We start from the raw sequence: 18,666 nt of genomic DNA on the forward strand, positions 1-18,666 counted from the left end.
ATCAAGAGCGCACCTCTTTGGCGAGTGCGTCGAGTATCCCATTGACGAATTTTGCTTCGCGATCATCGAAGAAGGCTTTGGCTACGTCGACATATTCGTCGATCACTGTAGCGACGGGCACGTCGGCACGCGCGACGAGTTCAAACGCACCGGCACGCAGCACTTGAAGCATCGTCTTGTCGAGCCGTGACAGTTTCCAGCCTTCTGCGAGCTTGACAGATACCAGCTCGTCCAACTCGTCACGCCGCGCATCCACGCCGCTGACAATGTCGTCGAAGAATGCGGTTTCGGCCTCGAGGTATTGTTCGTCCTCGATTGTTTGGCCGAGCCGATGCTGGTGAAACTCGTTGAGAAGCTTGGCAAGCGCGGTGCCTTCCATGCTCTGCTGGTACAAAGCCTGGACTGCCGCCAGGCGAGCGGCAGATCTTGCCTGCGAACGCGGTGATGCAGTAGAATTCACTTGAGACGTTCCTCGATCGAGCGTGCGTGGGCGGGAAGCCCCTCTGCATGAGCTAGCGCAGCCGCAGCCGGGCCGATTTTCCGCAATCCGTCGTCGTCGACTCCGATGAAGCTTGTCCGCTTCATGAAGTCGAGCACCGAGAGCCCGCTCGAGAAACGCGCGCGGCGGCCGGTTGGCAGTACATGATTAGGTCCGGCAACATAATCGCCCACGGCTTCAGGCGTCATACGTCCAAGGAAAACGCTTCCGGCGTGCCGCAGCTTGGCGAAGAGCGCCCCAGGATCAGCCACCGCCAGTTCGACATGCTCGGCCGCCAGCCGGTTGGCGAGCGGGATCGCATCGTCGAGCGTCTCGACCACAATGATGGCTCCATGCGTGTCGACGCTTTCGCGAGCGGTTTGCGCAGTGGAAAGCTGGGTACATTGCACGTCGATCGCATCGGCTACGAGGGCAGCGAATTGCCCATCATCGGTAATCAGGATCGATTGCGAGGTCGGATCATGCTCGGCCTGGCTTAAGAGGTCGGCGGCAATCCAGTCCGGATCGTTGTCGGCGTCAGCAATTACGAGAATTTCACTCGGTCCGGCGACCATATCGATGCCGACTACGCCGTAAAGCTGGCGCTTGGCTTCTGCGACCCAAGCATTGCCCGGGCCGGTCACCACGTCGACCGGCTTGATCCGGTCGGTACCGTAGGCGAGCGCAGCGACCGCTTGTGCCCCGCCGATACGCCAGATCTTGTCCACTCCGGCGATGTGCGCTGCTGCAAGGACCAGCGGATTGGCTTCGCCCTTGCGTGTGGGTGTGACCACGGCAATCCGCTCCACTCCCGCGACCTTCGCCGGGATGGCGTTCATCAGCAGCGAAGAAGGATAGGCTGCACGGCCGCCCGGAACATAGAGCCCTGCCGCATCGACCGCGCTCCAGCGCGCGCCGAGTCTGATTCCATCATCGTCGCGGTAGTCGCGATCTTCGGGAAGCTGCCCTTCGTGGTAGGCCCGGATACGCTTCGCGGCGAGATCAAGCGCGTCGCGCAAGTCAGGCTCCAAGGCCTCGTATGCAACCTTGCAATCTGCGAGCGAGATCGACCAACCATCTTCACCCTCGACTGCCAGCCTATGGTCATCGAAGCGCATCGAATATTCGACTAGCGCTGCATCGCCGCGCGAACGAACATCGGCAATGATATCGGCCACGTCGCGGCTGACTTCGATATCACCGTCACGGCGCGAATTGACGAGCTTCCTGAAGCTTTTAGCAAATCCCTCGTCGCTAGCCTTGAGCGTGCGCATCAGCCTGCCTTCCGCTTCTCGGCATCGGCGCGGAAGCGATCGACGAGCTCTCCGACGCGCCGATCGGTCTTGAGGGCGGCGCGATTGACGATCAGTCGTGCTGTGATGTCGATAATCTTTGCGGTTTCGACCAGGCCATTGTCTTTCAGCGTTTGGCCGGTCGAGACTAAATCGACAATCCGCCCGGACAGGCCAAGGCTCGGCGCAATCTCCATCGCCCCGTTGAGCTTGACGCATTCGGCCTGGATACCCTGCGCTTCAAAGTGGCGGCGGGTGATGTTGGGATACTTCGTGGCGACGCGCAGGTGGCTCGCACCATTCGCCGTTCCGGTAACGCCCGTTGGCTCGGCAATGGACAGACGGCAGTGTCCGATATCTAGATCAACCGGAGCGTAGAGATCCGAATAATCGAATTCCTCGACCACATCCGATCCGACAATTCCTACTTGCGCGGCGCCATGAGCGACAAAGGTCGCCACGTCGAAAGCGCGCACGCGGATCAGGCGCATGTCATCGCGATTGGTCGCAAAAGTCAGAGAACGATTGGCCTTGTCGTGAAACGCCGCTTCCGGCTCGACGCCGGCGCGGGCCATCACCGGGAGGGCCTCGTCGAGGATCCGTCCCTTGGGGACGGCAAAGGTAAGCTGCTTTGCACTCATGGCGCGGCGCATCTAGGGCTTGCCCGGGCAAAGGGCAACGCAAATGGCGACAGAAAAAGCAGAGTACAGGGTTGTCGATCCGCAGGCGAAGGGGCCGGAAGCGGTGACTCGTTCGTTTGAAAACCAGGTCGCCTATTGCCGCGACAATGGCGCGCAGATCACTGCGTTGGTATGCCAGACGCTGCTCGATCTCTTGCCGGGCGAGCGGGGAGGGGCGGTGATGTGTCGCATCCGCGAATGGGCAGGTCCGGCGCTGGCTGACGCGCTGCCGCTTAGGATACCGGGCGGATTGCACACGTTGTACCTGGCTGGGGATGCTCCTGAACTAGCGCCGATCTATCAAGGTCGGCGGGTCAGCAATGCCGCTAATCTTGTCGCCCATGTACTGGAGGCTCATGAGGCACGGCTTCTTCCATGGCTTGATGGCCCGCCGCAGACGAACGAGGCGGGGCGATCAGCGAATTTCATCGCAGCGTTTCTGTGGCTGGCAGATCAAGGCTTGCCCCCGCGGTTTGTCCTCAACGAGATCGGATCGAGCGCCGGCATCAATCTGATGCTCGATCGCTATTCGTACGATCTTCGCGGCGTGACTTTCGGCCCTGAAAAATCGGCGCTGGCATTCGCTCCCGAGTGGCGCGGGGACGCCCCGCCGCAAGCGGATTTTGAAATCGTGTCAGCGCGCGGCTGCGATGTTCACCCTGTCGACCTCACCGATCCGCAGCAGGCCTTGCGTCTCAAAGGCTATATCTGGCCCGAAGCGACTGAACGGTTCGCGCGCATGGAGGGGGCGATTGTGGCCGCGCATGAGCAAAAGCCCGAAATCGCGAAACTGGATGCAGCGAGTTTTGTAGATCAAGTGCTCGCAGCGCCCCCGCTATCGGGCGAAACGACGGTCATCATGCATTCTGTTGTCTGGCAATATGTACCAGAAGATCAGCGGCTTGCTATCGCCGGTGCGATCGAAGCTGCAGGTGCTGGTCGTACCTCCGAGGCGCCGCTGGCCTGGGTCTCGGTTGAGGCCAATCGCGATACGCATCGCCACGAGTTACGTGTTCGGTATTGGCCCGGCGGAGAGAAGGAACATTGCCTCGCCGTCGCTCATCCACACGGCGCGTGGATTGAATGGCAGGCTGCGTGACTTACTCAGCTTCCATCTTGTCCATATAGCCCGCAGCAACCATCCCGGCCATTTGCTCATGTAGTTGCTCAGGCGTGCGACGCATCTCGCCCATCTGCTGTTCGACCCCTTCGGCGACGATGATCTCGCGTTCGCCTGCTTCCATGGCGTCAACCATGATTTTTGCCGCCGCGTCGGGCTTGATGCCATTGTCGATAACATCATCGCTGCGACCGCGGTTTGAGCCATCGGCGGTCAAAGCGTTGCGGCTCACGCCCGTCGCGATTGATCCCGGGAAGATGGTGTGGACTTGTACGCCGTTGATCGAGAGCTCGGCGCGCAAGGCGTCGGCATATCCGGCGAGGCCGAACTTGGCTGCGGAATAGGCAGTGCGCATCGGGACACCGACTTTCCCGGCGATGGAGCTGATGAAGGCGAGGCTACCGCTCCCGCGTTCGGCCATGTGACCGATCAGGCCCTGCGCGAAGGCGATCTGGGCAGTGAGGTCGATATCGATGATATCGCGATAGACTTGGATATCGGTCTTAAGTGCGCGGCTCCGCTGCGAAACCCCGGCATTGGCAATCGCGACATCGACATCGCCTTGCCATTCAATGGCTTTCCCGGTCGCGTCGGCCAGCGCAGCGTCGTCGCGCACATCGAAGGGGAGTACGAGGCATTCGCCGCAATCGGCGGCAACTTCGTCAAGCCGCGCTTGGTCGCGTCCCGATAGGATCAGCTTTGCGCCTCGGCTGACGTATTCGCGTGCCAGCGCTGCGCCAATTCCCGACGAGGCGCCGGTTATCCAAACTGTTTTGTCCTTCAAGCTCATGTGCTTTCTCCCGGTGCAAATGCTCGAATGGCGAGCGCGTGGACACGTTCGCCCGGGATATCGCCCAGCGTTTTGTTGACCAACCGCTGGCGACTGAGGCGTGACTGTCCGGCAAAGGCTTCCGCTTCGATCACCACAGTGAAATGCGACTCGCCCGATCCATCGTCGCCGGCGTGGCCGTGATGGTTCGCGCTGTCATTGATGACATCGAGCCGGCTTGGCGCGAAAGCTTCGCGCAGCAATTGTTCCATTTCCTGCTGGACCGGTCCGGCCATGCGGCGAATCTCCCTTTTGGGGTTTCCTAACGCGGTTTGCGTCCCCATCCTAATGCGAATGCGCCAGACACGATTCCATGGGCGATACGAAACTGAGGACCAGGTCTGCGAGCATCCTGCCTGTTCGGAGCCGGGCGAATTCCGTGCGCCCGGTACGCGTGGCCACGGCTTTGACGGACCGGGCGAGTGGCGCTGGTTCTGCCTCGATCATGTGCGTGAATTCAATTCGGATTACGATTGGTTCGCGGGTATGAGCGCTGAGGAGATGTTCGAGGCGCAGGCTCCTGGCATGGGCTGGCGGACCGAGCAGCCAGCTTACCGTCCCACCGCCGGCGTCGATGGTATGCCGCGCTGGGCCGATTTCGACGATCCGCTCGACGCGATTTCCGCGCGCGCCAACGGGATCAAGAGCAGGACACAGCGCGAGGCTACGATGGCGATGGACGGTCGCTTCAGCCGCGAAGAGGCGGGAGCGCTCGAAGTGATGGGACTTGGTCTCGATACCGACCGACGCAGGCTTCGGCGGCGCTATTCTGAACTTGTCCGCCGCTACCATCCCGACAGGAATGGCGGTGATCGCAAATATGAAAGTCGGCTCAACCGGGTCGTCGAAGCCTATCAATTGCTCAGAAAAAGCAGGGTTTTTGCATGAACTTACGTTTGATGATGGGACTGCCTGTAGTGTTGCTAGTCGCCGCCTGCCAGCAGGAGTCGGGGAGCGAGCAAACAGACGAGCTCGAATCCGAAACCATTACGCAAGTTGTCGTAACGGAGTGTTACAATTCGGGTGGGGACATCTCCATCGCGATCAATGGTAGCCCATTGCTCCTGACCCCGGCTGGCCAGCGAGACGATACGACCGGGATTTGCTTCTGGGACGGTATCTCGCTGCCAAGCTCTCTATCACTCTCATCGAACGAGCAAAGCGTTTCGCTTCGCAATGAGCGCGAAAAAGCATTGCTGATCCCCGCAACTGAACCGGGTGCGGCGCGCTTCGTCAACAAAAGCGAGCTGCTGTTCGATTAGCTTGCTGCCGCCGCCTCTTCGATCAGCTTCTGGTCAACCTCGACGGCCTCGATTGCCTTCTCGCGAGAGGTAATCCGCTCGACATAATTCTTGAACGGGGAACGCTCTTCGATTGAGTCGAAGCGCAAGCCCCAGATGAATTGGCTGCCGAAATAAACATCAGCCATGGTGAAGCGGCTGCCTGCGGCAAAGTCGTTTTCCGATAACCAGCCTTCGCAGGCATCGAGCGTGCGCTCAAGCGTGCCGAAGCCTGCCGTCGCGGCACGTTCGGGCGGGATATCCCAATCCATTGCCTTGGCCAGGACCGCCTGCTCCATCGGTCCAGCAGCAAAGAACAGCCAGCGAAAATAGGCGGCGCGTTCGTGCTCGTCGGGCAACAGGCCGGCAGTCGGGTGCGTTTCTGCCAGGTAATGGCAAATCGCCGCCGCCTCCGTGATAACATGGTCGTGACCGCCATGATGATGCACGAGTGCGGGGACCTTGTTCATCGGATTGATCTGTTTGAAGCTTTCGGGCCGCGTCGCCCAGTCGAAGACGACATGTTCATAATCGGCACTCGCTTCATGAAGCGCCCAGCGCGCGATCTGTCCGCGGCTCATTGCCACGGTGTAGAAAGTGAATTCGGCCATCAGTCGTCCTTTCTCAAATTCAATTCTGCCGAAATGCCCAGCGCAAAGACTTGCCCGTCCCGAACGTCGCCGCGCGTGCTGCGAGCGCTTCCATGCCCGGCTTGCGCAGCCCCAGCATCGCCCGGGCAAATGGCGGGAGCATATCGACCGCACTTGTTCCTAGCATCTTCTGCAATGCAACCGGGGCGTTTTCAGGGCGCTGTGAAAGCACCAGGCTAGCAATCTCACTCGCCGCTGTGGAGGCACTGAGATCGCTCCGCAATTCGCGAAATAGCGACTCGGCTTCGTTCGTCGTCACAGGCACGGGATCGGCGCCAAGCCCGCGTGCGATGATCGCAAACTGGCGATAGTATTCGTCCTGCTCGGCATAGGACATCATCGGCTTGGCGAAGCGCTTGTAAGCTGCAAGGAAGCTGGTCGCTTCGGCGACATGGACCCAGGCTAGTGTACGGGGATCGGTCGCCGAGTACGGTGAACCGTCGGGCAATGTCCCAGCCACCTTCGAATGAATGGCATTTACTCTCGCGATCACCTTGGCCGCTTCGTCTCGGTGTCCAAAAGTTGTGATCGCAATGAACCGCGCGGTCCGCCTCAGCCGGCCATGCATGTCATTGCGAAAGTCCGAATGGTCGAGCACGCCTTGCAGAGCGTGCGGGTGAAGCATTTGCAGCAATAGGCTTCGGATACCGCCCACCATCATGCCGACGACATCAGCGTGAACCATGCGGATGGGGGTGTCCCTTCCGAACAGCGCCTCGTCCGACGGCGGGACCGGCTGCTGGCCACCCTCGACATCGTTGAAAGTTGCACGGACCCTCGAGACGATCGCCTCTCGTATCGATTCTGCAGGTGAAGGAGGCGCCATGGCTCGAACCTAGCGCCTCCCTTGCAAAAGCGCCAAGCTTTCCAATCAGTGACGAGAGAGTCGCGCGGAGATCGTGGTCGTAGCATTCTCGAACACTGATGGATCGCCAGCCGCCCGCGCGACCAACTGCGCTCCCTGAAGCTGCGCCAGCAACGAAATCGCATCGGTGGCAGGGTCGCCGCCGACCGATATCGAACGATCGCGCCTTCCCTTCAACAAGATTTGCTCAAGCCATGTGATCACCATGCGATTCGCCCGATTGAGCACTTGTCGGATCTCCTCGCCAACTAGTTCTCGATCAGATGCCAGCGCAACACAAAGGCACAATCGGTCACCCCCTCCGAGCGCGCTCCGGTACAATTCGATTGCCTGCGAAAGTGCCATCGCCCCTGTCCGATTGCGCGATTCAATATCGTTCAGCGCGCGCGCCAGCCGATCTGCATAGCGATCGAGTACCGCCAGTCCGAAAACCAGCTTGGTTGGGAAATGATGATGAATGCTAGCCTTGCGAATGCCAGCTTCGCGGGCAATATCGGCATAGCTAAATCCGGCATAGCCCCGGGATCGGATTGCTGATTCACCCAGATCAAGTAGTAGCTCTGGTGTACTCTCTGTCGCGGCGTTATTCATTACTCTACCTTCTAGTAGGTTGACGCGATGATGGCAAGTGCATAGGTTGCCTACCAATAGGCAGGTGGCTGTCTTAAGGCCATGAATATCCATCTGAATAAGTAATTATTCCGCCAAGTGGGATAGCTTGAGGACCGCGAGCATGCTTATGGATTTCAATTCTGATTTTACGGAGCGGGCACGTGTGAGCTCCGCCAAGAGCCAATGGATTGCGTCTCCAATCCCCGGTGTTGAGCGGAAAATTCTGGATCGGGTCGGCGACGAGGTGGCACGTGCCACCTCGCTGGTAAGATACGCGCCCGGATCGTCATTCTCCGAACACACGCATAGCGGCGGCGAAGAATTCATCGTGCTCGAAGGCGTGTTCCAGGACGAACATGGCGACTATCCGGCTGGCACCTATGTCCGCAACCCTATCGGAACACGGCATGTTCCGCGATCGGATCGCGGCTGCGTCATATTCGTCAAGCTATGGCAGTTCGATCCGGCCGATCGGGTACAGATCTATTGCGATCTTTATTCGCATCATATGGAGCAGAGCGATCGTGGAATCGATCGTGCACAGTTGCATCAGTTCGGGGATGAAGTTGTTTCATTCGAGCGCTGGCAGTCAGGCTTATCGTACCTGATCGGGGATCCTTGTGGGGCGGAGGTATTCGTTCTCGAAGGATCAATCGCAGTCGATGGTTGCGAGTTGGGCAGATGGGATTGGTTTCGTGTTCCTCCGGGCGACTCTGTAGAAGCCAAGGCCGGTCTAGATGGCGCGGCTCTTTGGTTAAAGAGCGGGCATCTTTGTTCCACTACCATCCCCGGCTAGACCACAACGACGGGCACGATTTCCGGTTCTGCATGAGTACTTGCATTTGTGCTAGCCAAAGCATCCTCTGCTTGCGGCACGGAATGCGCAAGGCTAGGCGTGCTGGCGAAATGAACGATATGACCGACAAGAGCTTCGAAGCCAGTAGCAAGACCGTGATGCCCGCGCCCGACATTAAAGTCGATGTGCGCGAAACCTTTGGCATTGATATCGACTGGAAAGTCCCAGCATTCAGCGAAGCGGACGAGCGCGTCCCCGACCTGGATGAGAGTTATGTTTTCGATCCGGAAACGACGCTCGCGATCCTGGCCGGCTTTGCTCACAATCGCCGCGTGATGGTGCAGGGCTATCACGGAACAGGTAAATCTACGCATATCGAGCAGGTCGCGGCGCGGCTCAAATGGCCCTGTATCCGGATCAATCTCGATGCGCATATCAGTCGTATCGATCTGATCGGTCGTGACGCGATCGTCCTGCGCGATGGACTGCAAGTGACCGAATTCCGCGAAGGCCTCTTGCCGTGGGCACTACAGCACCCGGTCGCGCTTGTGTTCGACGAATATGATGCGGGTCGCCCGGATGTGATGTTCGTGATCCAGCGGGTCCTCGAACAGGCCGGCAAGCTGACCCTCTTGGATCAGAATCGAGTTATCCGCCCTGATCCGCACTTCCGCCTGTTTGCGACCGCGAACACGGTGGGGCTGGGCGACACCAGTGGGCTGTATCATGGCACACAGGCAATCAACCAGGGTCAGATGGACCGTTGGAATATCGTGGTAGGCCTTAACTACCTGCCGGCCGATACCGAGCTGAATATCGTTGCATCGAAGAACCCTGAAAGCGACAAGACGGTGGTCGCGGATATGATCAAGGTTGCTGACCTCACTCGCCAAGGTTTCATGAACGGCGATATCTCGACGGTCATGAGCCCGCGGACGGTGATCACCTGGGCTCAGAATGCCGAGATCTTCAAGGATGTCGGTTTCGCATTCCGTCTCTCTTTCCTCAATAAATGCGACGAAGCGGAGCGAATGCTGGTGGCAGAATACTACCAGCGCGTGTTTGGGGAAGAGCTTCCCGAAAGTGTGCTCGCTGGCAACTGAGCTACGCGGGGTGCGGCGAACCCACTTGCTCTCCTGTATTGTTTATATAATACAGTTCAGTGATGGGTATATTCGGACGTAAAGACAAACGGGGCACAGACCTGGAAGGCGATTGGCAGTCGCACACCGGATATTTTTCGCTTCACGATATCCATGGGGATGGACCCAACTATGAGGAATGGGACCGGCGGCTAGAACGCGCGGATCGCCATGCCGCCGCCATCCGGCCGAAGACGCGCTGGTGGCAGCCCAGCGATTGGCGCAATCGGCGCAAGCGCTGGTGGTTTGTCCGGATCGTGGCGGCACTACTCGCCATAGCCCTCGCGCTATTCGCTTGGCTGGCACTTACCGCGCCGCTTTCGAAATCGCTTGAGCCGATCGTCCCGCCTCAGGTCACGCTGCTGGCCGCAGATGGTACGCCTATAGCTCGTAATGGAGCAGTTGTCGCTGAACCGGTCGAAGTTGCCGAACTTCCGCCGCATGTGGTGGAGGCTTTCCTCGCGATCGAGGATCGACGTTTCTATTCGCACCTGGGCGTCGACCCGCGTGGGCTTGCCAGAGCGGCCTTTACAGGGGTGGGCGGTGGCTCGACCATCACCCAGCAACTCGCGAAATTCACGTTCCTCACGCCCGAACGCACGCTGACGCGTAAAGCGCGCGAGATGCTGATTGCCTTCTGGCTGGAGGGGTGGCTGACAAAGGATGAGATCCTCGAACGCTATCTTTCGAACACTTATTTCGGTGACAATGTCTACGGCTTGCGCGCTGCCAGCCTGCACTACTTCTATCGGAAGCCGGAAAACCTCACGCTGGCGCAATCGGCGATGCTGGCAGGCCTTGTCCAGGCTCCTTCGCGGCTCAATCCGGCCAAGCACTACGACCGGGCAGAGCGGCGAATGCGACTGGTTGTCGGCGCCATGGTGGCCGCGGGATACCTTAGCGAGACGGAGGCTGAACAGGTGCGCAGTCCCCGCCTGGACATCCGCCCCTCAGGCAATCTGCCAACGGGCACCTATTTCGCAGACTGGGCTCTTCCCGAAGCGCGTAAGCTGACCGGTTCAGGTTATGCGCAAACGACATTGACAACCACTCTCGATTCGCGGCTGCAGCGGATTGCTGGGCGCGTTGTTTCAAGCGCACCTCTGGGTTCTGCGCAAGTTGCGCTCATAGCGATGCGGCCCAATGGCGAGGTCGTGGCCATGGTTGGCGGCAAGGATTACGCTAAATCTCCATTCAATCGGGCGGTGCAGGCGCGCCGACAAGCGGGCTCGACAATCAAGACATTCGTTTACCTTGCTGCGCTTCGTGACGGGTGGAATCCGGACGACACGATTGGCAACACCGAGATTACCGAAGGCAGCTATCGTCCACGCAATGCCAACGGTCGCTATTCCGAAACGATAACTCTGCGAGACGCTTTGGCTCGTTCCAGCAATGTCGCGACGCTCAGGCTTTTCAATGAAGTCGGGTCGGAGAAAGTGATCGGAACAGCGCGCGATTTCGGGATTGAGGCGGAGATGGCGAAGGGTGACCCGAGTATCGCGCTGGGTTCCGCGAGCGTAAGCCTGATCAACCTAACTGCCGCCTACGCCGGGGTCGCTGGCAACCGCTTCCCGGTCGAACCCCATGCCTTCGCACAGGAGGATGAAGGATGGTTTGAATGGCTCACGAGCTCGCGCCAAAGCCTTTCTACCGCGCGGCACGAGCAGATCGAAGAGATGCTTCGAGCCGTGGTCAACCAGGGCACGGGAAGGGCAGCAATGCTCAGCATTCCCAACTATGGCAAGACCGGAACCTCGCAGAACAACCGAGATGCTCTTTTTGTAGGATATGCGGGTGGACTCGTGGTTGGGGTCTGGATCGGGAATGACGATAACTCACCGCTTGACGGAATATCCGGAGGCGGGCTTCCGGCTCGCATTTGGCGCAGTTTCATGGTCCAGGCGCTCGGCAACGACGTGGCCGCGCCAGGGCCGCAACCTGTCGGAACAAGCGATCCCGGAGGCGAAGTGGAGCCGCTCGATGTTCCTGATCTCGGAGAGATTCCCATCGGAGACGGTAGAGCTACTTTGCGGATTGAGAATGACGGGGTGATTATTAGCGGCGATGTCGAAGGTGTCCCGATTGACATCACGCTGGGCGAAGATGGGCTGCAAGTGCGGCCACGCGATACCAGGTGAAGGCCAAGTTGATTGTAGGTTCAAAAAGCTTGGAAAGCATGACTAATCGTAAGCCGAGTAACTAATTCTTGGTAACAGGCTCAAGTAGGACTCGGAAGTCTGTATTAAGAACCCTTTTTACATAATGATCAAGTAATTTGTCACAATATTGTTATTACAATATTTTAACTTCTCACTTCGCTTCATAGTCATAATTTCTCCACCGCGAGCGTCTTTGCTCGTCCTAGCTGGAGAAAAAGCATGAAACTTCCTGAAATCGATCTTGACGAAATCCCTGGCCTCCCGACCAAAACCGGGGTGTACGGCAGCATGAGCGGTGGTGGCGGAGGGTCATCTGACGATACCGTCATCGTCGTTATGGTCTTCGTCTACAACAGCACTCACAGCGAGGGAAGATAGCACGATGAATATGCCAACCGGGGATGAAGAAGAATGCTGAAACCAGACGAACTCAATGCGTTTCGCTTGAATAGAGCCGAGCATATCAGGCTACGTGAAGGCACGCGCGAAGTTGAGCGAGTGTGGCGAGTCAGTCCCGGCAATGCCGAAGTACTCGAAGAACTCGAGCGCTTCGGCAATGGCGCCTCGCTTGCGTCCTGTCGACGGCTGGGGATACTTACCTCCAATCTGCCTGTAGGAAAGTCGTTTTGCAGAGGTTGGACCAGAGCAATAGCGGCGCACATTGCTCAGGAGCCCTTGGCGCAGCCGCAAAACGCGCATCAGCGATCAGCGAATGCTTCGACAATGCGGATAGCGCAGGCAGGGCGTGCTGAACTGTCAATTGTTTGCCAGGATGTTCGCGGCAGCCAATGCACGAAGGTCGCCTCGGTCCAGTTCAGTGACGTTGAATCCCATGATCTCGTGATCAGCGGCAAAGCGCGTGTCCTTGTCGCGAGGAGAGCGGCGTTTTCGAGTGGATCTGCAATAGAGACTAGAGAGGTATCAGCGGAGCCAGGTTCGAGCTTTAGACAGATGGACGGATTAGTCGCCAAGGCGTTCAAGCAGGTAACACGCCCGCTCCTACTTTTGCGCCTCACTCGAACCGGCCTTTCGCAGCGTCCGATACAACAGGTTGCACTGGCGGACGGAAAAATCCTCGGTCAATCGAGTGGGGGCAAGCACGCGAGTTGTCAGGAGGTCACGATGGCCGTTCTAGGCCGTATGCGGCGTGTTGATGCAGCATCCGTGATTGAGCAAATCGCACTCGGCGGTAGTGAAAATCTGAGATGGGAAGCGGTGCGTCAGTGTTTGGCTTTGGATGTCGCAAGGGGCTTCTCCTTGCTCTGCGACATTGCAACGGAAGCTGAAGATCCGTTGGCCGGACACGCCGGAACACTGCGAGCACAATTGCTGGAGACCCATCCTCAACTCGCCGAACTGGAGCGCCAAGAATGCCGCGTCTGATTACATGCGGAGATACTGGCGTAGCGAGCCTGCAGGAAGCAATAGAGCAACTTGACACTCAATTGTTCGATCCGAGGGACGATGCCAGCTTAGCTAACGCTGCGGTGGCGCTACGTCGCCTTGCGAACAATCGCGAGTTTCTCGGCAATCTCATGATCGAACAACTTGCCTCGGGACGATCCGAGCCAAAGGAGAGCGGGGTTGGCTATGGGCCCCAGTCGATGGTCTTGTCCGGTGTAGGCAATGGCTATTTTCTCAGAGCCAATATCTGGCCTTCCGAGCGCGATGCCATCTTGGCTGCAAGTGGAAGCCAATCCTTTGTTTACGGTGTTCCCCACGATCACAATTTCAGCTTTCTGACAGTGGGATATTTCGGACCGGGCTATCGTAGTCGCTACTATGAGTATGACTACGCGAGCGTCGTCGGAAACATTGGTGAAAAGCCAGAACTTCGCTTCATCGAGGAAAGCGCTCTTCACGAGGGCAAGATGCAGTTGTATCGCGCCCACCTCGACATCCATGACCAAATCCCGCCTGAGAGTTTGTCCGTATCGATCAATGTCATGCAGGCAGATGAAGTCTCTGGATGGTTTGACCAGTACAGTTTCGATCTCGACACCGGTGAAATCACCGGACTCATTAACCCCAACGCCACAGAATCATTCCTGAGGATCGCCGTAGGACTGGGCGGGCAAGAAGCTTTCGATTTGGCAGAACGCTTCGGAAGGACGCACCCCAGCGAACGAATCCGACTTGCCTGTTTCGAGGCCCGCTCGGGGATGCTTGAGACTGCGGCAGCGCGCGATGCCTTGTGGACGGCGGCCGAAAACAACGGCAGCTTGCGAGTTGCACGCGCGGCTACACAGCAGCGCAAGGCGTTAGAACTGGAACGAGCCTGAAAAGGAGGAAGGTTCCTAGAGGATGCCTCCAGCCAAGCCATCGATCGCGCCTTGGAGAATAACGGCGGCAGCATGGCTGTCGATCTTCTCGGCACGCCTGGCCCGGCTCATGTCCTGACCGATCATCGCCGCATCTGCGCTCGCGCTTGACCAGCGCTCATCCCACAACAGGATTGGGAGACCAAAAGCTTCGCTCAAATTGCGAGCATAGGCGCGGGCCGATTGCGCGCGAGCGCCTTCTGTACCATCCATATTGCGCGGTAGACCCAGCACCAATGCAGCAATGTTTCGCTCTGCGATCTGCCCAGCGAGCAGCTCTCTGTCCTTCTTGAATTTCCCACGTTGGAGCGTCTTGCCAGGTGAGGCGAACCGCCAACCAGCGTCGCAAAAGGCGATGCCGATCGTCTTGGTTCCAAGATCGATGGCGAGAAGGGCACCGCCATCTGGTAAAAGCCCGCGGAACTCGCCGGGAGTTTCTACTATTGCTGGCTTTGATGCCATGCTTCTGCCCGAGCGACACTATCGATCTGGACGTTCCGCCAAAACAGCGGAATATCGTAAACGTGGTAGTTATTTCCCGGAAGCACGGCATTGCCCATTTCGGGCGCGGGACCGATGAGCAGCAAGCCGCGCTCGTCGCAGCGAGCAGGCGCATACCCGGCCAAAAGCTCACCGCTGCTAAGGTCACCTTCTGGGACAAGTGTACCGAAATTCCGTTCAGCTGTCGCGTCGCCGCCGATGGTCCCGGAGAGAGGGTTCGTGCACAGAATTTGGCTAGTGGAGCGTAGCTCTCCGTCCAGCCCGGTCGATCCCGAGTAGGCCTTCATCAACTCGCGCGGGTCAGCAGGTTCTGCGAAGGTCGACCAGCTCATTATGCAACCGGCCTGATTGCTGGTCGCGCAAGCAGGCAAACCGAGCGAAGGCAGATCATGCGTGATGGAGATAGGCCAGCCGACTACATAGGCGGCTGCGATCCGTTCGGCGATCGGCTGGTCGGCCACCTTATCTGCTAGCAAGCGCACTACGTGCATTGCGCCTTGGCTATGCCCGGCCAGAATAATCGGCGTTTCCTCATCGATCGAGCCCAGGAAGTAATCGTAGGCCTGCTCGACATCGCTGTAAGCTGCATCGAATGCCATCTGTGCTTCTGGAGCGTCGGTCAGGAATGCGCCGACCGTTGCCTGCCTGTATTTCGGGGCCCAGACTTCGTTGGCCTGGTTGAAGGCCGAAGCAAGACCGCGCAGGAAAAGCCGCGCATTCTTCTCCGCATCCTCGTCCCCGATCGGAGCGTTCCAGGCCGAGCGATTGTAATAGCTAGTTGGGTGGACGAAAAAGACGGCGAAGTCCGGAACTGGGTCTGCATGTTTTGGTAGAAGACGGCTGGTACCGCGCTTATCGCGATAAGCAGGCTGCCAGCGCGAGGGATCTTCAAAGCCAATTCCAGGGCGAGAATACCACAGCGCGGAATCTTGGTATGCGTTGGAGGCGAGCGGTGTTTGATCTTCGAAATCGGCGCTCGGGACCATGGCCAAGCGAGTAATCTCTGTAGTCCAGATGCTGAGTGCGAAGGCGCCGGCCAGAACAAGAATAATTGCAATGGCGATAAAATAGAGGAACTTGCGGGCCATCACTCGGCGGCCGCAACGGTGTTTTCGCTCTGGGCGCGGATCGGCGGACGCAAAGTCGTCCATGCGCGGTCTCCACGCAGTGAGGTGATCCAGCTTAATGGATTGAGCGAAGTCGTGCCATCTAGGGAGAAGGTAATGAACTCCGCCCTCCCGCCAACGTTGACCAGCGGCACTGGCCCGCCCAATCCGCGCTCCCAGGTTTCGGCACGGCTGTCGGCGGAATGGTCTCGATTGTCTCCCATCAGGAACACTTGGCCTTCGGGAACAGTGATCTCGGCGAAGTTATCGAGGTCTTGCTGCGCGTGATCGACCACCAGGTATGTTGCCCCATTGGGAAGGGTTTCACGCAGGGCGGGCATTTCGCAGACGCGCTCTCCCGAAGGCTTCGTGATCTTCAGGCTCGGGTATTCGTGGGACTCGCAGCGTGCGTTCGGATCGACCGGAATCTCGATAGCGGGTTCGACTTCCTGTGGAACCGGCTTGCCGTTGAGGATGATCTGGCCATTGCGAACCGCGATTCGGTCACCTGGTAATGCTACGACACGCTTGATGTAATCCTCATCGATATGCGGGGGAACGGCGATGACGATGTCGCCGTATTCTGGCGTATCCCCCCACACACGCCAATCTCCGCGCGGTAACAGGTGGAAGCTTGCCGAGACCCAGCTCCAACCATAAGGATATTTGCTTACAACCAGACGGTCGCCCACTAGCAGGTTCGGAACCATCGACTGGCTGGGAATGTAGAAAGGCTTGGCGACCAGGCTATGAAACGCCAGAACCGCAAGCAGCATCAGAGCCAGCCCGCGAATCTCAGCGAGCCAGTTGACCTTCTCTTTCTCGGTTTCGTGTGTGTCGGACACCAAAGTCTGGCTACTCATGGGTTTCCTGTGGGGTGAGCTTCGATGATCACGAAAGCCTGCGCCCATGGATGGTCGTCGGTTAGGGTGAGATGAATGGTGGCCTCATGGCCATCGGGCGTGATTTCCGCAAGCCGTTTGGCGGCGCCGCCGGTCAGTGCGAGCGTAGGGGCACCGGACTTCGCGTTGACCACACCGATGTCCCTCATGAACACGCCGCGCTTGAAGCCTGTGCCGACCGCCTTGGAAAATGCTTCCTTGGCGGCGAAGCGTTTGGCGTAGGTCCCTGCAATGGTGAATGGGCGACGCTGCGCCTTGGTGCGCTCGATCTCGGTGAACACGCGATTTTCGAAGCGCTCGCCGAAGCGATCAAGCGAAGACTGGATGCGCTCGATATTGCAAAGATCTGACCCCAGGCCGATTATCATCTCGCCTCGTCCATCAATTCGCGCATCTTCCTCACCGCGTTTTCGAGTCCCACAAACACCGCCTCGCCAACCAGATAGTGTCCGATATTGAGTTCGGCCAATTGCGGGATGGCAGCTATTGGCTGGACATTCTCGTAGGTCAGGCCGTGCCCTGCATGCGGCTCGATCCCGTTCTTGGCAGCGAGCGCGGCCATGTCCGAAATGCGTTTCAATTCGCGCGCGGTGCGCTCACCATCGCCTTCGAGATGCGCGTGCGCATACTCGCCAGTGTGGAATTCGACGACCGGCGCGCCAAGACGCAGTGCGGCATCAAGCTGGCGCTCATTCGCTTCGATAAAGAGGCTGACTCGAATGCCTTCGTCGGCCAGTTGGGTGACAATAGGGGCAAGCTGGTTATGTAATCCAGCAGCGTCCAATCCTCCTTCGGTCGTGCGTTCTTCGCGCTTCTCCGGCACGATACAGGCAGCGTACGGCCGATGCCGCAGCGCAATCTCCAGCATCTCTTCAGTCGCTGCCATCTCAAGATTGAGCGGCAAGTCGGTTGCCTCTTGGATACGCCTCAGATCATCATCGCGGATGTGGCGACGGTCCTCTCGCAGGTGCGCGGTGATGCCATCGCCGCCGACGCTCGCGACAATCTCAGCCGCGCGGACTGGATCGGGATGGTCGCCCCCCCGTGCATTGCGAATAGTCGCAACGTGGTCGATGTTCACGCCAAGACGAAGTCGCCCTGTCAATTCTTGCGGCTTCCCGGCTTGGTGACTTCGATCGCAGCCAGTTCAGCAGGCAGCTCGTCCTCGGCATAGGTCGGGAAGGTGATCTCGATTAGCGGATAGAACGGGACTTTGAATCCATGCTCGCCTGCGGAGCGGTCTACCAACGAAGCCATGGCAATCACTTCGCCACCTTCGCCTTTAACTGCCTTCATCGCTTCGCGGCTGGAAAGACCTGTGGTCACCACGTCCTCGACCAGCAGCACTTTCGCGCCTTCATCCAGCGCGAATCCCCGCCGCAACTCGAATGTACCCTCGGGCCGCTCGAGAAAGATCGCATCCTTGTTGAGTGCGCGGCCGACTTCGTGGCCAATAATCAGTCCGCCCATTGCCGGGGAGACCACCATATCGATACCGTTTCGCAGCTCTCGTGGTATTTTCTGCACGATTGCCCTCGCCATTCGCCCGGCGCGCTCTGGATTCATCAGCACCCGTGCACACTGCAGGTAGTGCCCGCTATGTCGTCCGGAGGACAATTTGAAATGTCCTTCGAGCAGGGCGTCGCAGTTACGGAATTCGGAGAGTATTTCATCGTCAGTCATGTTGGAATCGTGAGAACCTTTGTCTGTGTCGCAAGCATTGCATCAGCACTTGCACATTTTTCTCCCTAGAAGCGCTTGAGGCATGGGGCAAGCGCGCCTATAGGGCAGCCCAAACTGACCTCCCTCAGGGGGTTTCCGGTCGGCGCATGTCGTTCTTTTGACGGATGCAACGGCCCCGACAACTGAAAAGCGGAAAGCGTCGATCTGATGAATTTCGGTCTAACACGAAACCTCCTGCGACACCGTG

At 58.5% G+C, this 18,666-nt stretch carries 23 protein-coding genes; 9 read left to right on the forward strand and 14 right to left on the reverse strand.

Translation table 11 applies throughout. The annotated features are described in order from the left end of the window. Position 1: 1 nt before the first annotated feature. From nusB to hisG, 3 genes are read right to left on the reverse strand one after another with little or no spacing between them, the layout of a single operon-like run. Positions 2–460: a transcription antitermination factor NusB gene (gene nusB / locus ACEWMW_RS08745; protein ID WP_409413499.1), complete on the reverse strand. Its 459-nt coding sequence runs from the start codon at positions 458–460 to the stop codon at positions 2–4. Next, positions 457–1,752, reverse strand: coding sequence for a histidinol dehydrogenase (gene hisD, locus ACEWMW_RS08750; RefSeq protein WP_409413500.1), 1,296 nt, complete (start codon positions 1,750–1,752; stop codon positions 457–459). The genes nusB and hisD overlap by 4 nt, the downstream gene beginning before the upstream one ends. After that, a complete protein-coding gene (hisG, locus tag ACEWMW_RS08755) occupies positions 1,752–2,411 on the reverse strand; it encodes an ATP phosphoribosyltransferase (protein WP_409413501.1) in 660 nt (219 codons plus the stop codon). The genes hisD and hisG overlap by 1 nt, the downstream gene beginning before the upstream one ends. Positions 2,412–2,454: 43 nt before the next feature. Between hisG and ACEWMW_RS08760 the strand changes: the two genes are divergently transcribed. Continuing rightward, on the forward strand, positions 2,455–3,549 hold the full coding sequence (locus tag ACEWMW_RS08760; RefSeq protein WP_409413502.1) for a DUF2332 domain-containing protein: 1,095 nt from the start codon (positions 2,455–2,457) through the stop codon (positions 3,547–3,549). 1 nt (position 3,550) lies between these two features. Here ACEWMW_RS08760 and ACEWMW_RS08765 read toward each other — a convergent pair whose 3' ends face one another. Both ACEWMW_RS08765 and ACEWMW_RS08770 read right to left on the reverse strand, forming a co-directional pair. Beyond that, positions 3,551–4,360, reverse strand: a complete 810-nt coding sequence (locus ACEWMW_RS08765; RefSeq protein WP_409413503.1) for an SDR family NAD(P)-dependent oxidoreductase — start codon at positions 4,358–4,360, stop codon at positions 3,551–3,553. Then, complete coding sequence (locus ACEWMW_RS08770; RefSeq protein ID WP_409413504.1) at positions 4,357–4,635, reverse strand: BolA family protein; 279 nt, start codon at positions 4,633–4,635, stop codon at positions 4,357–4,359. The genes ACEWMW_RS08765 and ACEWMW_RS08770 overlap by 4 nt, the downstream gene beginning before the upstream one ends. Positions 4,636–4,693: 58 nt before the next feature. Between ACEWMW_RS08770 and ACEWMW_RS08775 the strand changes: the two genes are divergently transcribed. Both ACEWMW_RS08775 and ACEWMW_RS08780 read left to right on the forward strand, forming a co-directional pair. Then, positions 4,694–5,287, forward strand: a complete 594-nt coding sequence (locus tag ACEWMW_RS08775; protein ID WP_409413505.1) for a DnaJ domain-containing protein — start codon at positions 4,694–4,696, stop codon at positions 5,285–5,287. Next, a complete protein-coding gene (locus ACEWMW_RS08780; RefSeq protein WP_409413506.1) occupies positions 5,284–5,661 on the forward strand; it encodes a hypothetical protein in 378 nt (125 codons plus the stop codon). The genes ACEWMW_RS08775 and ACEWMW_RS08780 overlap by 4 nt, the downstream gene beginning before the upstream one ends. On the opposite strand, the gene ACEWMW_RS08785 is transcribed toward ACEWMW_RS08780, so the two are convergent. The 3 genes from ACEWMW_RS08785 to ACEWMW_RS08795 are packed head-to-tail and all read right to left on the reverse strand — an operon-like array spanning position 5,658 to position 7,785. Beyond that, positions 5,658–6,290, reverse strand: a complete 633-nt coding sequence (locus tag ACEWMW_RS08785; protein ID WP_409413507.1) for a glutathione S-transferase family protein — start codon at positions 6,288–6,290, stop codon at positions 5,658–5,660. The two genes, ACEWMW_RS08780 and ACEWMW_RS08785, sit on opposite strands and share 4 nt — an antisense overlap. Before the next feature lie 19 nt (positions 6,291–6,309). After that, on the reverse strand, positions 6,310–7,155 hold the full coding sequence (locus ACEWMW_RS08790) for an oxygenase MpaB family protein (RefSeq protein WP_409413508.1): 846 nt from the start codon (positions 7,153–7,155) through the stop codon (positions 6,310–6,312). Positions 7,156–7,200: 45 nt separating this feature from the next. Then, the gene (locus ACEWMW_RS08795) at positions 7,201–7,785 is read right to left on the reverse strand and encodes a TetR/AcrR family transcriptional regulator (RefSeq protein ID WP_409413509.1); all 585 of its coding nucleotides are present in this window, start codon (positions 7,783–7,785) and stop codon (positions 7,201–7,203) included. A 184-nt stretch (positions 7,786–7,969) separates the two neighbouring features. Between ACEWMW_RS08795 and ACEWMW_RS08800 the strand changes: the two genes are divergently transcribed. The 6 genes from ACEWMW_RS08800 to ACEWMW_RS08825 all read left to right on the forward strand — a co-directional run bounded on the left by ACEWMW_RS08800 (position 7,970) and on the right by ACEWMW_RS08825 (position 14,188). After that, complete coding sequence (locus ACEWMW_RS08800; protein ID WP_409413510.1) at positions 7,970–8,602, forward strand: cupin domain-containing protein; 633 nt, start codon at positions 7,970–7,972, stop codon at positions 8,600–8,602. A gap of 110 nt (positions 8,603–8,712) precedes the next feature. Next, a complete protein-coding gene (gene cobS / locus ACEWMW_RS08805; protein WP_409413511.1) occupies positions 8,713–9,705 on the forward strand; it encodes a cobaltochelatase subunit CobS in 993 nt (330 codons plus the stop codon). 62 nt (positions 9,706–9,767) lie between these two features. Continuing rightward, complete coding sequence (locus tag ACEWMW_RS08810) at positions 9,768–11,885, forward strand: transglycosylase domain-containing protein (RefSeq protein WP_409413512.1); 2,118 nt, start codon at positions 9,768–9,770, stop codon at positions 11,883–11,885. A 240-nt stretch (positions 11,886–12,125) separates the two neighbouring features. Next, complete coding sequence (locus tag ACEWMW_RS08815; RefSeq protein ID WP_409413513.1) at positions 12,126–12,284, forward strand: hypothetical protein; 159 nt, start codon at positions 12,126–12,128, stop codon at positions 12,282–12,284. 33 nt (positions 12,285–12,317) lie between these two features. Then, positions 12,318–13,289 carry a hypothetical protein gene (locus ACEWMW_RS08820; protein ID WP_409413514.1) on the forward strand — a complete coding sequence of 324 codons (972 nt, stop codon included), beginning with the start codon at positions 12,318–12,320 and terminating at the stop codon, positions 13,287–13,289. Further along, positions 13,277–14,188 carry a transposase gene (locus ACEWMW_RS08825; protein WP_409413515.1) on the forward strand — a complete coding sequence of 304 codons (912 nt, stop codon included), beginning with the start codon at positions 13,277–13,279 and terminating at the stop codon, positions 14,186–14,188. Before ACEWMW_RS08820 ends, ACEWMW_RS08825 begins: the two co-directional genes overlap by 13 nt. Before the next feature lie 15 nt (positions 14,189–14,203). Here ACEWMW_RS08825 and ruvX read toward each other — a convergent pair whose 3' ends face one another. The 6 genes from ruvX to pyrE are packed head-to-tail and all read right to left on the reverse strand — an operon-like array spanning position 14,204 to position 18,419. Further along, positions 14,204–14,689: a Holliday junction resolvase RuvX gene (ruvX, locus tag ACEWMW_RS08830; RefSeq protein WP_409413516.1), complete on the reverse strand. Its 486-nt coding sequence runs from the start codon at positions 14,687–14,689 to the stop codon at positions 14,204–14,206. After that, positions 14,668–15,816, reverse strand: coding sequence for a DUF3089 domain-containing protein (locus ACEWMW_RS08835; RefSeq protein WP_409413517.1), 1,149 nt, complete (start codon positions 15,814–15,816; stop codon positions 14,668–14,670). The genes ruvX and ACEWMW_RS08835 overlap by 22 nt, the downstream gene beginning before the upstream one ends. Then, positions 15,816–16,697 (reverse strand): signal peptidase I, encoded by an 882-nt coding sequence (lepB, locus tag ACEWMW_RS08840; RefSeq protein WP_409413518.1) that lies wholly within the window; start codon positions 16,695–16,697, stop codon positions 15,816–15,818. Before lepB ends, ACEWMW_RS08835 begins: the two co-directional genes overlap by 1 nt. Continuing rightward, on the reverse strand, positions 16,694–17,104 hold the full coding sequence (gene acpS, locus ACEWMW_RS08845) for a holo-ACP synthase (protein WP_409413519.1): 411 nt from the start codon (positions 17,102–17,104) through the stop codon (positions 16,694–16,696). Before acpS ends, lepB begins: the two co-directional genes overlap by 4 nt. Next, complete coding sequence (locus tag ACEWMW_RS08850; protein WP_409413520.1) at positions 17,101–17,841, reverse strand: pyridoxine 5'-phosphate synthase; 741 nt, start codon at positions 17,839–17,841, stop codon at positions 17,101–17,103. Before ACEWMW_RS08850 ends, acpS begins: the two co-directional genes overlap by 4 nt. Further along, a complete protein-coding gene (pyrE, locus tag ACEWMW_RS08855; protein ID WP_409413521.1) occupies positions 17,838–18,419 on the reverse strand; it encodes an orotate phosphoribosyltransferase in 582 nt (193 codons plus the stop codon). The genes ACEWMW_RS08850 and pyrE overlap by 4 nt, the downstream gene beginning before the upstream one ends. Positions 18,420–18,666: the final 247 nt, after the last annotated feature.

Origin of the sequence: Litorerythrobacter xanthomarinus, assembly GCF_046254955.1 — a bacterium.
In the GTDB taxonomy this organism is placed as follows: Bacteria; Pseudomonadota; Alphaproteobacteria; order Sphingomonadales; family Sphingomonadaceae; genus Qipengyuania_C.

Bases quoted from the DNA above. Each gene is read 5' to 3' on its own strand.
- hisD (WP_409413500.1), bottom strand. From the start codon at position 1,752: ATGCGCACGCTCAAGGCTAGCGACGAGGGATTTGCTAAAAGCTTCAGG.
- hisG (WP_409413501.1), bottom strand. From the start codon at position 2,411: ATGAGTGCAAAGCAGCTTACCTTTGCCGTCCCCAAGGGACGGATCCTC.
- ACEWMW_RS08760 (WP_409413502.1), top strand. From the start codon at position 2,455: ATGGCGACAGAAAAAGCAGAGTACAGGGTTGTCGATCCGCAGGCGAAG.
- ACEWMW_RS08765 (WP_409413503.1), bottom strand. From the start codon at position 4,360: ATGAGCTTGAAGGACAAAACAGTTTGGATAACCGGCGCCTCGTCGGGA.
- ACEWMW_RS08770 (WP_409413504.1), bottom strand. From the start codon at position 4,635: ATGGCCGGACCGGTCCAGCAGGAAATGGAACAATTGCTGCGCGAAGCT.
- ACEWMW_RS08775 (WP_409413505.1), top strand. From the start codon at position 4,694: ATGCGCCAGACACGATTCCATGGGCGATACGAAACTGAGGACCAGGTC.
- ACEWMW_RS08780 (WP_409413506.1), top strand. From the start codon at position 5,284: ATGAACTTACGTTTGATGATGGGACTGCCTGTAGTGTTGCTAGTCGCC.
- ACEWMW_RS08785 (WP_409413507.1), bottom strand. From the start codon at position 6,290: ATGGCCGAATTCACTTTCTACACCGTGGCAATGAGCCGCGGACAGATC.
- ACEWMW_RS08790 (WP_409413508.1), bottom strand. From the start codon at position 7,155: ATGGCGCCTCCTTCACCTGCAGAATCGATACGAGAGGCGATCGTCTCG.
- ACEWMW_RS08795 (WP_409413509.1), bottom strand. From the start codon at position 7,785: ATGAATAACGCCGCGACAGAGAGTACACCAGAGCTACTACTTGATCTG.
- cobS (WP_409413511.1), top strand. From the start codon at position 8,713: ATGAACGATATGACCGACAAGAGCTTCGAAGCCAGTAGCAAGACCGTG.
- ACEWMW_RS08810 (WP_409413512.1), top strand. From the start codon at position 9,768: ATGGGTATATTCGGACGTAAAGACAAACGGGGCACAGACCTGGAAGGC.
- ACEWMW_RS08815 (WP_409413513.1), top strand. From the start codon at position 12,126: ATGAAACTTCCTGAAATCGATCTTGACGAAATCCCTGGCCTCCCGACC.
- ACEWMW_RS08820 (WP_409413514.1), top strand. From the start codon at position 12,318: ATGCTGAAACCAGACGAACTCAATGCGTTTCGCTTGAATAGAGCCGAG.
- ACEWMW_RS08825 (WP_409413515.1), top strand. From the start codon at position 13,277: ATGCCGCGTCTGATTACATGCGGAGATACTGGCGTAGCGAGCCTGCAG.
- ruvX (WP_409413516.1), bottom strand. From the start codon at position 14,689: ATGGCATCAAAGCCAGCAATAGTAGAAACTCCCGGCGAGTTCCGCGGG.
- ACEWMW_RS08835 (WP_409413517.1), bottom strand. From the start codon at position 15,816: ATGGCCCGCAAGTTCCTCTATTTTATCGCCATTGCAATTATTCTTGTT.
- lepB (WP_409413518.1), bottom strand. From the start codon at position 16,697: ATGAGTAGCCAGACTTTGGTGTCCGACACACACGAAACCGAGAAAGAG.
- acpS (WP_409413519.1), bottom strand. From the start codon at position 17,104: ATGATAATCGGCCTGGGGTCAGATCTTTGCAATATCGAGCGCATCCAG.
- pyrE (WP_409413521.1), bottom strand. From the start codon at position 18,419: ATGACTGACGATGAAATACTCTCCGAATTCCGTAACTGCGACGCCCTG.